The sequence below is a fragment of the Rhodococcus sp. IEGM 1366 genome, from assembly GCF_033142425.1.
Taxonomy (GTDB): Bacteria; Actinomycetota; Actinomycetes; order Mycobacteriales; family Mycobacteriaceae; genus Rhodococcus_F; species Rhodococcus_F globerula.
On sequence record NZ_JAWLRZ010000001.1, the window covers coordinates 300,331 to 313,325 of the forward strand.

Below are 12,995 nucleotides of genomic sequence, written 5' to 3' on the forward strand. Positions count from 1 at the left end.
ATGTATAGTTGAATCCGGCGTCAACTTCAACCGTCGCCAGTGGAATCTATTTTCCAACCTCCTGAACTGCGAGTAAAGGACCACGATGACTGAAGAGCAATTGCCCGTCCGCCCGTCCACGTTTGCCGAGCTCGAGAAGTTGATCGGCCAGGAACTGGGCCCCACCGAGTGGTACGAGATCACGCAGGATCGCATCGACGCTTTTGCCGCGGTCACCAACGATCACCAGTGGATTCACGTCGACCCAGAGCGTGCGGCGGCGAGCGCATTCGGCACCACCATCGCGCACGGACTTTTCAGTCTCTCACTGGGTCCACAGTTCTCCTCCCAACTCCTGGCCTTCGACGGCTTTGCGCACAGCCTCAACTACGGATACGACAAAGTGCGCTTCCCCGCACCGGTCCCCGTGGGCTCGCGACTGCGGATGCGCTCAACCGTGGTGTCCGCCGAGCAGTTGCCTGGCGGTATCCAGGTAAAGACGCGCCAGGTGCTCGAGCGCGAAGGTTCCGACAAGCCTGTGGCCGTCGCGGAAGCGGTAGCTCGCGTCGTCGAGAAGAGCTGAGACGATTCTCGAGGCGCGCCCTGAGCACTCTCGACCAGGGCGCGCTTCGTCAGCTCCGCCTCGGGAACTTCAGCGCATTGGCCCACAGATCCGTCACGGTGCCGACAATCTCGTCGAATTCGACCGGCCTTCCATCCACTCGCCCGTCACTCAACGTGAATACACTGTGGGCAAATCGACTCACCATGCCGGACAATGCCATTGACGTAAGCAGCGGATTCAAGCCGGGATCAACGACACCACGTTCTTGCAGTTCGGCGATACCTCGCGCGTTGCGCAGAATAAATGCGTCTGCCCGCTCGTTGCGAATCCTGCGGAACTCCGGGTCGATACTGGCAACTTGCTCCATCAATCCCATCAACTTTGCATTCCGTTGATATGCCGCAAGATACGCCCGATTACTTGCCTCCAGAACGGCATATGGATCGTCAGTGTCCGCAACCCTACCGATGCCCGGATGCATCATTTCTTCACGAGCTACCTCGAGGACGGCCGCAAAAACTTCTTCCTTGTTGGCAAAATAGGTGTAGAAGGAACCGGTAGCACACCCAGCTTCCTTCGCTATATCTATCAATCGCGCATCCAAATAGCCGGCCCGCTCGAAAACCACACGTGCAGAGGCGATCAGAGCAGCCCTGGTGCGAGCACCCCGTTCGGTGCTCGGCGGATCACGATGCCCCGCCGGCGGGGCAAGAGGCAGTTCGGATATCCGCGAGTCGTCATCCACCACGCTACTCACCTTTCCGAAGTTCACTGCTACTGAGGGATATTCGCGACAAACTCAATGTTGACACCGAGTTCAAGTGTACGCTCGGCAAGGACATCAGGACACACAATCGGTCGATTCTCCTGAAAGGCATATCCATGGTCAGCGTTCTCGATCCGGTAACCCGTTACGCCGCAGCCACACCGGACAACATCGCGATTCGCGGTTCCGGCCGGGACTGGACATACCGACAACTCCACGACGCCTCCCTCTCGTTTGGCGGCCGAATCCGTGCTGCCGGATTGAGCGAAGGAGATCGGGTGTTGCTCGCCGCTCCGTCGGTTGCGGAATTCATCGTGGCGTACATGGGAATTCAGGCTGCCGGTTGCGTTGTCGTCCCGGTCAATACAATGTCGGCACAGCCCGAGATCGAGTACGTGCTCGACGACGCCGATATCTCACTCGCCATCGCATGGCATCAACTCGGGCCGGCGACCCATGACGCCGGCGCCGCCCGCGGCGTTCCGGTCTGGACCCTCACCGAAGAATCGGCGAGAACCGACCAGGAACCGACAGCCATTGCCGACCGAGATGTACACGACACCACTGCGATTCTCTACACCTCCGGCACCACCGGGCGCCCGAAGGGTGCTCAGCTAACCGTGGGAAACCTGTTGTCGGCCGGCGAAATCGGAGCCGAGAGTAGCCGCGGAAACTCTTCGGACCGAACGGGAACGGGTCTACCGCTGTTCCACATCTTCGGGCAGGGCTCCGTGATGATGGCAACCTTCACCGGCGGTGGATCGCTCTCCCTGCTTCCGCGTTTCGATCCGACCGCCATGCTCGATCTGGTCCGCAAGGACAAACTCACCATAATGGCCGGTGTTCCGACAATGTGGAATGCCATGCTCCACGCAGCAGCCGACGTGGACAGCTCCGACTTCGAGCAACTCAGAATCGCAATCTCCGGCGGAGCCTCCCTTCCAGGTGAGGTAGCCCGCGCCTTCGAAACTCGGTTCGCCTGCACGATCCTCGAAGGGTACGGCCTCACCGAGACAAGCGCGTTCGGAACGTTCAACAGCATCGACCGTCCGCCGAAAATCGGCTACACCGGCCGGGCCGTCCCGAGAACCGAAGTCGAGGTTCGCGATCACGACGGAAATCCTTGCTCCGCAGGCACAGTCGGAGAGGTCTTCATCAAGGGCCCCACTGTCATGAAGGGCTATTGGAAACGCCCGGACGATACCTCGGCGGTACTCTCCCCAGACGGGTGGTTCCGCACCGGCGACCTCGGTGAAACCGATGCGGACGGCGACCTTCGCATAGTCGATCGGGTCAAGGATCTGATCATCCGCGGCGGTTACAACGTGTACCCCGGCGAAGTAGAGGAGGTGCTGTATCAGCACCCCGACATCATCGAAGCTGCAGTGATAGGTATCCCGGACGACTACTACGGCGAGGAAGTCGCGGCAGTCGTAGCGGTGCGATCGGGTAGCGTCGTCGATGCTGCCGGCGTGACTGCATGGGCACGGGAGCGCCTGTCGGCGTACAAAATTCCTCGGGTTGTGCAGTTCATCGACGCACTGCCCAAGGGTTCCACCGGCAAGATCCTCAAACGCTCGATCGACCGCACCGGACTGGTCACTCTGAAACAGAGCTGAGTTCGCAGGAGAGCCCCGGCAGAATTGTCTGCCGGGGCTTACCTGTCTAGCTACGACGCATACAGATGCGCACCGGGGATCGCCTCCGGATCGTCGCGGACTTCCTTCGGATTGGTCTCGGCAAGCGCCCACGCACTGAAGAAGGTCACCAATCCCATGAGTGCGACGAACACGGCAACCAGGGTCGTGGTTCCCGTCTTCGCGATCAGCGCCGTCATGATGAACGGTGTGCCACCGCTGACAGTGATCGCTGCCAGTTGATAGGCAAGAGACGCGGCGGAGTAGCGGACATTCGGGGCGAACAACTCGCCCATGTATGCCGCGATGGGCCCGTATGTCATCGACTGGAAAACGCTGCCGACGGTGACAGCAACAAAGAAGAGCGGTAGCGACTTGGTGTTGATCAGCCAGAAGTACGGAAAGGCCCAGACAACGATCGCGGCCGCACCGATCAAGATCATCGGACGACGCCCGATCCTGTCCGACATCTTTCCCGACCACAGCACCACTCCGACGGTCAGGAGCGCGCTGAGGAGAGAGATGATCAGAAGAGAATTCCTCTTTAGGCCGAGTTCCGTTGTGCCGTAGCTCAAAACACCGGCAATGCTGATATAGAAGAGCGAGTTGGTAGCAGCCAGAAGACCACAGCCGAGAAGAATCTTGCGCCAATGAGTTTTGATCGCTTTTGTCAGCGGCGCCTGCACCACTGCATCCTTCTTGTTGCGAGCCGCTTCTTTCTGCAACTCCAGAAATTCCGGAGTGTCTTCAACCTTGGTCTGGATGTACAGGACGACTGGGAAGAGTAATGCGCTGGCGAAGAAGGGAATTCGCCATCCCCAGCTCAGGAATGCTTCGTTCGAGATCGTCGCGGTGGCGATCAGAAATACGACGTTGCCGAGAACCACGCCGAACGAAACACCCATCTGTCCAAAGGTTCCGGAGAATCCCCGCTTCTTCGGACTAGCCGACTCCGTGAGAAGCAAGACTATGCCGCCCCACTGCCCGCCGCAGGCGAGACCTTGAATGAATCGCAAGGTGACCAACAGAATTGGAGCAGCGACGCCGATTGCCGATGCACTCGGAATCGCGCCGATCAGGAACGTCGCCAATGCCATCAGGAGCAGGCAGGTAACCACGGCAGGCTTACGTCCGTACTTGTCCCCGAAATGGCCGGCAACGATCCCACCGATCGGCCGAGCTACGAATCCCGCCCAGAACGTACTGAACGAGAGCAACGTACCCATGAGGGCGGACGAGTTCGGAAAGAATACATGCGGAAAGACAAGCGCTGCAGCCGTTCCATAGAGAAAGAAGTCGTACCATTCGATCGAGCTGCCCAGAAGTCCGGCGCCGAGAAGCTTGCGATGTGCACGCTTCCTGGTGCGCTCTTGATCGGATACGCGCCCTGCGGGCCCTCCCGAATTCACTACCGATCTAGTCATGCCTACTCCTCGATGGGTCGTAGCGATTGCACCCGAACGAAGCGCCGCCCCGACAGTAGAAACTGACGCCAACTTCAAGTTCGGATGATGTGACCAGTGTGCGGCACCCACGGAGTGATGTCAATCACTGAATAGCATTGTTGCGCACAATATTTGATGCAGTTCAGTCAAACACGACAACTGCCGGCCCATCACGATTCGATGAGCCGGCAGTCATTGGAGTGTGGAATTAGCGCGGAACCCTCAATTCACGGCGAAGAATCTTGCCGCTCACGGTCTTCGGAAGGTCACTCATGACCTCGATGATGCGCGGGTACTTGTACGCGGCCAGACGGACCTTGCAGAATTCCACCAGTTCATCCGGCGTCGCCTCCAGCCCCTCCTTGAGTGAAACGAAGGCTTTCACGGTCTCTCCGCGATAGGGGTCCATGACACCCACTACTGCAGCCTCACGAACGGAAGGATGTTCGTAGAGAACATCTTCCACTTCGCGCGGCCATACCTTGAATCCCGAGGCATTGATCTGATCCTTCATCCGATCGACCACGTAGAACCATCCGTCGGCGTCCATGAAACCTACATCGCCGGTGTGAAAACGGCCGTTGGGCATGGCGTGGGTGGTCTCTTCCGGCTTGTTCCAGTATCCGAGCGCGACCTGCGGGCCGCTGACAACTATCTCCCCGTACTCCCCGACCGGTACCGGATTGTCGTTTTCGTCCACCACCTCGGCATGCGTACTCGAGACAGGCACGCCAACCGCTACCGCACCCGACGCAGGGTCGACCGGCGCTTCTCGTGAATGCGGCACAACGATTGCAGGACTGTTGGTTTCGGTCAAACCGTAGCCGTTGTGGATGTAGTGACCGAACTTCGCCCGAAACGACTCGAGCGCTGCATGCGGAATGGGCGCGCCACCCGAGTAGACCGATTCGAGACTACTGAGCAACTCTTTCGATACCGCCGCATTATCCGTCCAGGCGATGAAAACGGTAATTGCACCGATGATCGCTGTGGCGCGATGCTCCGAAATAGACTCCGCCGCAACAACGGGGTGGAATCTACACGTGAGAATTGTAGCGGCCCCCGATAGCAGTGGCGCCGCGACGTGTCCGATCAAACCAGTGATGTGAAACAACGGGGCTACGGCAAACATCGCGCCACCCGGGCGCAGGCCCACCCAGTCCCGATAGATCTGCGCTGCGAACACCACACTGGAGTGCGTGTTCATAGACCCCTTGGGCGGACCCGTCGTACCGGACGTGTACGGCAGATACGCAAGATCGCCCGGCTCGAGGTCAACGGGATCGGGTGCGGCGCCGCGGTTCTCCTCGATCAACTCCAGCAGGTCGTGGCAACCCTCGTACCTCATTCGGCTGACAGACCCGAAAATCCTTTGATCACTTCGTGATTGAAAATCGAGTTCCGACGTAGTGATAACACATCCAACATCCGTACCCACAGACGCCGTCACCACCGTCTCGGCCGAGGACTCGAGGCAGATCGCCGCAACGGCACCGCTGTCGAGCAGGACCGTCGCCAACTCACGGTCGCGGTACATCGGATTGACCGGAACCACAACGGCTCCCAACTTCCAGACAGCCAGAGTCGCGACAAAGAACTGAGGCACATTCTGCAGGACAAATGCCACCCGATCGCCGAAGCCGATACCGTCGCCGGCGAGAGCCACTGCCAAAGCGTCCGACATCGTGTCGAGCTCGCCGAACGTGAGAGTCGCGTCGAAGTATCTGATTGCGGGAGCATCAGCGTCGCGGGCCACCGACGCACGGAACATCTCCAGGGCATTGGTGTATTCGATGTCAACGGTTGGCGCAGTACCACTGTCGTAGCGCGCAAGCCAAGGACGTGGCACCGACAGCTTGCCCGCATACCCGTCGTCCATGATCAGCTCTCGAAATATCGACGCGGATTGTCGACCAGCATCGTCGTGATCTGGTCTTCGGTGACGCCTCGCTCCAACAAGGTCGGGATGACGTGATCGCTGATGTGCGTGTAGTTCCAGTTCGGCACAGCGGCAGCCTTCGCCTCGCTGGAGAACCAGTCGATGAAGCACGACGCGTCGTGGGCGAGAACCATTTTCTCCGCGTAGCCGCGACGAGCCATCTCCACCACGGTGTTCACGCGCTCCTCGAACGGCAAGAGCACATCCAGACCGAAGCGGTCCATGCCCAGTAGGGAGCCGGCGTCTGCGAGCGCACACAGATAGTCGAGATCCGTCGAGTCACCCGAATGACCGATCACGACCTTGGTCAGATCTGCGCCCTCGTCGGCCAGGACTTTCTGTGCAACGAGCCCGGATTCGGTGTGCGGGTCGGTGTGGACGGTTATGGGAACACCGGTTTCGACCTGCGCAGCTCCAACTGCGCGCATCACTCGCTCGACTCCGGGAGTCAGCCCCGGCTCTTCGATGGCGCACTTGAGGAATGCCGCGCGAATACCAGTGCCGGCGATGCCTTCTCGAATGTCTTTGACAAACAGATCGACCATCGGCTCTCGCACATCGAAGAGTAATCCCGGTCCTGTGTGATGGAATTGGAACGGAATGTCGTTGTAGGTGTAGATGCCCGTGGCGACGATGATGTTGAGATCGACCTGCTCGTTGATTCGCGCGATGCGCGGAATGTATCGGCCGAGTCCGATCACGGTGGGATCGACGATTGTGTTGATCCCGCGGGACTTCAGTTCGGTCAGCTTGGCAACTGCGTCCGCCACCCGCGCCTCTTCGTCCCAAGGCTCCGGGTAGTCGGGATAGTTCTGGCGCATCTCCTCTCCGAGAACAAAGACGTGCTCGTGCATCAACACCTTCCCCAGATCGGCGCTGTCCACCGACCCGCGAACGGTCTGTACTGAACTCATCGACAAAACCCCTGACTGTGATCGGCATCACTTAGCTGAGACAATGAGCTAGTGTGTCTCACCTAGGCGGGTTCGTCAATAGATAGCCAGAGCCGTACACAGACCCGAAAATCGACACACCGGCCCACCGGAGAGAATGCCTGTATGCCATCCGACCGCGACCGCCGGCGCGCCATCGACACCGCCGCGAGCATGTATCTCGCCGAAGAGGCGCTCGACATGTCACTACTTGCCGAGCGCCTCGGAGTAGGCCGCGCGACGCTCTACCGATGGGTCGGAAACCGCGACGAACTACTGGGGACGGTGTTGGCGGAAGCCACCGAGCGCACGTACCGCAAGGCGATGTCGCAAGCTTCAGGCAAGGGCCCGGAATACGTCATCGACGTATTCGATCGAGTTATGCGCTCGGTAGAGGCGTCGACAGAACTTCGCGCGCTCACCAAGAGGGAACCGATGGTGTTCATCAAGCTCGCGTTGATGCCCGGTGCCATTGAGTCAATCTCCGCATCCATTGCCGCCGAAATCCTGCAGTCACAGGTCGATGCCGGCCAGTTGACCCTCAGCTTGTCGCCACAAGTGCTGGGCCAGGCACTTGTTCGTATCTGCGACATCCACCTTTACGCACCTCTACTAGGTCGAGAGAAGGCAGAGATCGAGACAGCTCTCGATTTGATCGCACTTCTGCTCGGGGTCCCGCGCGTGTGAGTGCCCATCGAACACACCCGCTAAGGGTTAGTCCTCAGACGTCTGATGACTTGTTACGCTAGGCGAATTCGATTCGAAAGGTAGCAATGACCGACGACCACGGTGGTTTCGTTCTGCGCAGCGGTCCCCTGGTGCCGCAGATCGAACAGATCTTCCGGTCGAAGATCCGCCAATCGGTATGGCTGCCGAAGCAGCGGATCCCGAGCGAAGCCGCACTCGCCGTAGAACTGGGAGTCGGGCGTTCGTCCATCCGCGAAGCGATCCGGCTTCTAAATCATGCCGGGTTGCTGGAGGTACGGCACGGGGTCGGAACGTTTGTTGTCGCGGCGGAGGATCTGGAACACGCTGACGAATTCACCCGGCTACTACGACGCTCACAGATGCTCGAGGTTTTCGAGGTGCGCCGGGCGTTGGAGGTCGAGGCCGCCAGACTTGCGGCGGAGCGCGCACAACCGGAAGATCTCGAGCGTCTCCGACGGCGACTTACGCTCCGCCACAGCCACTTCGAAAGGGATGTCGAGAAGTTTGTCGACACCGACCTCGATTTCCATACAGAAGTCGTTCGGCTCTCGGGAAACGCTGTCCTGCTGTCACTGTTCGAATCGGTGCGTCCGCTTCTCCGCAAGACTCTCATCGACATGGTGGACATCGAAGAGGGAGTTCCCGATACTTCACAGGCCCACGACAGACTGCTCGACGCGCTATGGGATTCGGATCCCGACGCCGCAGTAGCTGCAACACGCGAAAACATCGACACCGTCCTCCGTCAGCTACGCATTCTCGATTCATAGAGAGGCTTCATCCGTGGAACACTCCAGCGGCACAGTGCTGTCGACCGAACATGTCGACTTGGTCCGAGACGGCCGGTACTTGTTGCAGGACATCAACATTTCGATCGAGCCCGGCCAGCATTGGGTATTGCTGGGGGCTAACGGTGCGGGAAAGAGCACTCTGCTGAGCCTGTTCGGGGCAACCGCACACCCCACCCGCGGCTCCGTCTTCGTTCTGGGCCACAAGTTGGGCCGTGTCGACATGCGTGAGTTGCGGATGGACATCGGGCATGTCAATCCGCGTCATACGATCGGTATTCCGATCACCGTCCGGAACGTCGTGATCACCGGACTCACCAACACCACTGAGTTGATGCCTCGCTGGTCACCCACTCCGGAGCAGGAAGCACACGCCGACGCCTTGATCGACCTGCTTGGCATGAGCCAACGATCGAATGCACTGTGGCCCAATTTGTCTCAGGGAGAGCGCGGGCGCGCACTGATCGCCAGAGCGCTCATGGTCGAGCCACGATTGCTTCTTCTCGACGAGCCCGCCACCGGTCTCGACTTGGCAGCCCGCGAACAGCTGTTGAGCGCGCTGGATGACCTACGTAGTCAAAACCCTTCCCTGGCAAGCATTCTTGTCACCCATCACATCGAAGAAATTCCGACTACTACAACACATGCGCTACTGATCAAGGACGGCGTTGTCACGGCAACCGGACTTGCCGACGATGTGATCACGTCGGAGAACATCAGCGACTGCTTCTCACATCCCATCGAGATCGAACGACGCAATGGACGTTGGAATGCCAGGTCCCACCCTCGCCAACGGAACCAACTGAGCCAACTGATCTGACAGTTCGTCAGATCCGGCGAGCGCCCTGCCCGCCCAGACCGAGTTCGTCTCCCGGATTGAGCAGGTTGCAGGTTTGCAGTGACAAGCACCCGCACCCGATACACCCGGTCAACTCCTCCTGGAGGCGCGCGATCGCCTGTTTACGATCCTCTAGCCGCTGATTCCAGGCTGTCGAGATCTTTGCCCAGTCCTTCTTGTTGGGTGTGCGGCCCTCTGGCAGGGAGGCGAACACTTCCCCGACCTCCGACAACGGAATGCCGAAGCGGACGGCCAACTGGATCAACGTCACTCGCCGTATGGCATGCCGCGGAAACTTTCGCATATTGCCGGCAGTGCGAACGGCAGGAACCAGACCCAGGGTTTCGTAGTACCGCACGGCCGACACCGCAACGCCTGTGCGGGCCGACACCTCGCCGATAGAGAGGAGTTCGTCGCTCTTGCGAATCATCCTCGCCTCCCGTCTGGCACCCGAAGTTGACCTCAAGCGCACTTGAGACTCTACCTTCATCGACATGCATTCCCCTACTGATGTCTCCGCCGGCACGTGGCGCCAGTTACTGAGCGGGCGGCATCTCGGGACCGCTACCGTCCTGGCGGGAGGAGTGGCGCTGTATGCCACGAACGTCTATCTCACGACCAGCTTGCTTCCGACGGCAATCGACGACATCGGCGGGCAACGGTATTACGCCTGGACTGCAACAGTTTTCCTCATTGCCTCAGTCATCTCCTCGATGCTGGTCACCCGGATCCTCGGCGCGAAAGGGCCTAGAGGCGCGTATCTGATTGCGCTTGCGATCTTCGCGATCGGCACGATCGTCTGTGCGCTCAGTCCTACGATGGAAATGCTTCTGGTCGGCCGTGCTGTTCAAGGAGCAGGCGGCGGACTGCTGGCGGGTCTCGGTTATGCCGTGATCAACGCCGCCCTACCCAAGCAGTTGTGGACGCGCGCATCGGCACTCGTATCAGCAATGTGGGGTGTCGGCACGTTCGCCGGGCCGGCCATCGGTGGAGTGTTCGCTCAATTCGGCGCTTGGCGCTGGGCATTCGGTGTCTTGGTGGTCGCGACAATCGCGGTTGCCGCGCTCGTCCCCAGCGCGCTGCCGGCACATACTGCAGGCAGCACCACCAGCAGTCCGGTTCCGATTCTCTCGCTGGCCCTGCTGACCGCAGCAGCGCTGTTGGTCAGCGTCGCGGGAATTCTGTCCAACCTTGCGGTGACCGCCACACTGGTTCTTGCGGCAGTGATACTACTGATTGCTTTTGTCGCAGCAGACCGTCGCGCGAGCCATGGAGTACTCCCGCCGTCGACCTTCACCGCGTCGTCCCTCAAATGGGTGTACCTGACCATCGTCGCCTTGGCCCTGAGCTCGACGGTCGAAACGTTCATTCCGCTGTTCGGTCAGCTCCTTGCCGGTATGACACCGTTGGCCGCCGGTTTCCTCGGCGCCGCCCTCGCCCTCGGCTGGACCCTCGGCGAAATTCCGAGTGCCTCGGCAACGTCACCTCGCGCTGTCCGCACAATCGTTGTCGGCGGACCTGTTCTGGTCGCATTCGGGCTTGCTCTGACGGCCGCGTTCCTCACCGATCAGGCCGGCGCCGGCGCAATCGCAGCGTGGATCGTCGGACTGGTCATTGCCGGGGCGGGTATCGGCATCGCCTGGCCACACCTGGCTGTCGGTGCGATGAACTCGGTCTCGGAACCAGGCGAAGGAGCAAAAGCCGCCGCGGCGATCAATACCGTGCAATTGATCGCCAACGCGTTCGGCGCCGCTCTCGCCGGAGTTCTGGTGAATCTCGGCGCACCCTCGACTTTGCGTTCCGCACAATTACTCCTGATCACATTTGCCGTCGTAGCCTGTATCGGTGTGGCGATCGCAGCGCGCGCCTTCCCGTCGTCTCGAGGAGATCAACCGTGACCGAATCTCAGTCAGCACAGCCCGGCGACGGTTTCCCGAAAACCAGCGCGCCTGCAACGCGGGCTCTCCTTGCCGCCGGTTACACCGAGTTGTCGCAGCTCGCATCGGTATCTGAATCGGAATTGGCAAAGCTTCACGGAATGGGCCCAAAAGCCCTTCGCATTCTGGGTGAGGCACTCGCCGAACGAGGGTTGTCGTTCGGCGACTGAAGAAGCCTTCACACGATGCTGGCACGCACCTGATTTCCACCCTCACGTTTGGCTTGATACATAGCCGAATCGGCCACCCTGAACAGTGCGGAAACAATCTCGTCCACGGTTTCGTCCACTTCTCGGGGCGCCGTACGAATCGCGATTCCGATACTCGAACTGATTGCCGGTACGTCATTGTCACCACTCATGAATGTGGTGATCCGCGTCGACAGTTTTGCCACCGAATTGAAGGGCGCCCGCTCGAGCACTACAAATTCGTCACCGCCGACTCGAGCGATCAGAGCCGACTGCGACGTCCAGAGCCTGATGCGCAAACCGGTCCTGATAATTGTGTTGTCGCCGATATCGTGTCCGTGGAGATCATTGATCTCTTTGAATCGGTCGAGATCGATCACCACAACCAGAAGCGCATTGTGTTCGTCTATCTGCTCGCCCACGATGTCCGTCGCCCGACGTGAAAGCCCCCGTCGATTGAGAAGCCCGGTCAGCGGATCGAATTCCGATGTGGTTGCATCGGAACTAAGCATCGCCAACATGATCTGTGAGACGACGGGAATCACATAGACGGTCGCGAGAGTGACACCTATTTTGGCAATTCCCAATCCTGGATCCGTGTTGTCACCAAACAGCAGCGGCCACCCCGCCATAATCGTGACCAGGGTGGCGAATACCAGGTGCCCGAGCTGCAACGTGGGGTTGTGGAAAAACGCGATGTAGCCACCGATCGAGGCAAAAACCACACAGCACAACAATCGTGCCAGCGGATCGACGTCCGAGAACGACGCCGCCGCGATAGCAATATCGGAGCCGACAACAAAGGTGTAGGACCACAGCCGGGTTGGCGGAAACAGCCACCAAATGAGGGCAGCGATCAGGCAGGCTGCGACCACAATCAGGTTGACGGATCGCCAGAACGAACCTTGCGGTCCCACAGCACTCCACCTCATGAGGACGAGGATCACCCCCATCCCGAACGCAGTTCCGCCGACCAGGATTCGGCAAGCCGACACAAGACCACGGTCTTCGAGGTAACGCATGAAACTCTGATACTGATCGGGCAGACGCCACCACTGCGCGATCAGGTCGATCAACGCTTTCACGACGGAGCCTCGATCATTCGAGGGCAAATCTCTCGCTTCCCCCAGGGTGGCCCACACTTGCCTGATTTCCCCGAAAATTCGGCCATAGCGTGCAGCATAGCCAAAACGGACGGTCCGACCAACACGTTGCGCTTGCAATATCGCCTGGTCAGGCAACTATCCAGCTACGGACCGTCCCGAATCAGACA

The 12,995-nt window shown here is 59.6% G+C and carries 13 protein-coding genes; 7 read left to right on the forward strand and 6 right to left on the reverse strand.

The genetic code is table 11. The annotated features are described in order from the left end of the window. Positions 1-85 precede the first annotated feature (85 nt). Positions 86-562 carry a MaoC family dehydratase gene (locus tag R4P64_RS01545; RefSeq protein ID WP_233365813.1) on the forward strand — a complete coding sequence of 159 codons (477 nt, stop codon included), beginning with the start codon at positions 86-88 and terminating at the stop codon, positions 560-562. A 49-nt stretch (positions 563-611) separates the two neighbouring features. Here the strand turns inward: R4P64_RS01545 and R4P64_RS01550 are convergent, their stop codons facing one another. Next, positions 612-1,292: a TetR/AcrR family transcriptional regulator gene (locus R4P64_RS01550; RefSeq protein WP_317818991.1), complete on the reverse strand. Its 681-nt coding sequence runs from the start codon at positions 1,290-1,292 to the stop codon at positions 612-614. A 134-nt stretch (positions 1,293-1,426) separates the two neighbouring features. On the opposite strand from R4P64_RS01550, the gene R4P64_RS01555 reads away from it, so the two are divergent. Further along, entirely contained in the window at positions 1,427-2,929 is a 1,503-nt protein-coding gene (locus R4P64_RS01555) for an AMP-binding protein (protein ID WP_317818992.1), read from the forward strand. Positions 2,930-2,979: 50 nt separating this feature from the next. On the opposite strand, the gene R4P64_RS01560 is transcribed toward R4P64_RS01555, so the two are convergent. From R4P64_RS01560 to R4P64_RS01570, 3 genes are all read right to left on the reverse strand, one after another. Next, the gene (locus R4P64_RS01560; protein WP_045065472.1) at positions 2,980-4,371 is read right to left on the reverse strand and encodes an MFS transporter; all 1,392 of its coding nucleotides are present in this window, start codon (positions 4,369-4,371) and stop codon (positions 2,980-2,982) included. 229 nt (positions 4,372-4,600) lie between these two features. Beyond that, a complete protein-coding gene (locus tag R4P64_RS01565; protein WP_317818993.1) occupies positions 4,601-6,271 on the reverse strand; it encodes an AMP-binding protein in 1,671 nt (556 codons plus the stop codon). Positions 6,272-6,273: 2 nt separating this feature from the next. Beyond that, entirely contained in the window at positions 6,274-7,245 is a 972-nt protein-coding gene (locus tag R4P64_RS01570) for a phosphotriesterase (RefSeq protein ID WP_095887351.1), read from the reverse strand. A 144-nt stretch (positions 7,246-7,389) separates the two neighbouring features. Between R4P64_RS01570 and R4P64_RS01575 the strand changes: the two genes are divergently transcribed. The 3 genes from R4P64_RS01575 (at position 7,390) to R4P64_RS01585 (ending at position 9,579) form a co-directional block, all read left to right on the forward strand. Next, complete coding sequence (locus tag R4P64_RS01575) at positions 7,390-7,950, forward strand: QsdR family transcriptional regulator (RefSeq protein ID WP_317818995.1); 561 nt, start codon at positions 7,390-7,392, stop codon at positions 7,948-7,950. 86 nt (positions 7,951-8,036) lie between these two features. After that, positions 8,037-8,741, forward strand: a complete 705-nt coding sequence (locus R4P64_RS01580) for a FadR/GntR family transcriptional regulator (protein ID WP_317818996.1) — start codon at positions 8,037-8,039, stop codon at positions 8,739-8,741. A 13-nt stretch (positions 8,742-8,754) separates the two neighbouring features. After that, the gene (locus tag R4P64_RS01585; RefSeq protein WP_092804532.1) at positions 8,755-9,579 is read left to right on the forward strand and encodes an ABC transporter ATP-binding protein; all 825 of its coding nucleotides are present in this window, start codon (positions 8,755-8,757) and stop codon (positions 9,577-9,579) included. Positions 9,580-9,586: 7 nt separating this feature from the next. Here R4P64_RS01585 and soxR read toward each other — a convergent pair whose 3' ends face one another. After that, positions 9,587-10,027: a redox-sensitive transcriptional activator SoxR gene (soxR, locus tag R4P64_RS01590; RefSeq protein ID WP_033233647.1), complete on the reverse strand. Its 441-nt coding sequence runs from the start codon at positions 10,025-10,027 to the stop codon at positions 9,587-9,589. A 64-nt stretch (positions 10,028-10,091) separates the two neighbouring features. Between soxR and R4P64_RS01595 the strand changes: the two genes are divergently transcribed. Beyond that, positions 10,092-11,495 carry an MFS transporter gene (locus tag R4P64_RS01595; protein ID WP_045065485.1) on the forward strand — a complete coding sequence of 468 codons (1,404 nt, stop codon included), beginning with the start codon at positions 10,092-10,094 and terminating at the stop codon, positions 11,493-11,495. Beyond that, positions 11,492-11,704 carry a DNA-binding protein gene (locus tag R4P64_RS01600; RefSeq protein ID WP_033233649.1) on the forward strand — a complete coding sequence of 71 codons (213 nt, stop codon included), beginning with the start codon at positions 11,492-11,494 and terminating at the stop codon, positions 11,702-11,704. Before R4P64_RS01595 ends, R4P64_RS01600 begins: the two co-directional genes overlap by 4 nt. Positions 11,705-11,712: 8 nt before the next feature. On the opposite strand, the gene R4P64_RS01605 is transcribed toward R4P64_RS01600, so the two are convergent. Next, entirely contained in the window at positions 11,713-12,807 is a 1,095-nt protein-coding gene (locus R4P64_RS01605) for a GGDEF domain-containing protein (protein WP_317818998.1), read from the reverse strand. Positions 12,808-12,995: the final 188 nt, after the last annotated feature.

Bases quoted from the DNA above. Each gene is read 5' to 3' on its own strand.
- R4P64_RS01545 (WP_233365813.1), top strand. From the start codon at position 86: ATGACTGAAGAGCAATTGCCCGTCCGCCCGTCCACGTTTGCCGAGCTC.
- R4P64_RS01555 (WP_317818992.1), top strand. From the start codon at position 1,427: ATGGTCAGCGTTCTCGATCCGGTAACCCGTTACGCCGCAGCCACACCG.
- R4P64_RS01560 (WP_045065472.1), bottom strand. From the start codon at position 4,371: ATGACTAGATCGGTAGTGAATTCGGGAGGGCCCGCAGGGCGCGTATCC.
- R4P64_RS01565 (WP_317818993.1), bottom strand. From the start codon at position 6,271: ATGGACGACGGGTATGCGGGCAAGCTGTCGGTGCCACGTCCTTGGCTT.
- R4P64_RS01570 (WP_095887351.1), bottom strand. From the start codon at position 7,245: ATGAGTTCAGTACAGACCGTTCGCGGGTCGGTGGACAGCGCCGATCTG.
- R4P64_RS01575 (WP_317818995.1), top strand. From the start codon at position 7,390: ATGCCATCCGACCGCGACCGCCGGCGCGCCATCGACACCGCCGCGAGC.
- R4P64_RS01580 (WP_317818996.1), top strand. From the start codon at position 8,037: ATGACCGACGACCACGGTGGTTTCGTTCTGCGCAGCGGTCCCCTGGTG.
- soxR (WP_033233647.1), bottom strand. From the start codon at position 10,027: ATGATTCGCAAGAGCGACGAACTCCTCTCTATCGGCGAGGTGTCGGCC.
- R4P64_RS01595 (WP_045065485.1), top strand. From the start codon at position 10,092: ATGCATTCCCCTACTGATGTCTCCGCCGGCACGTGGCGCCAGTTACTG.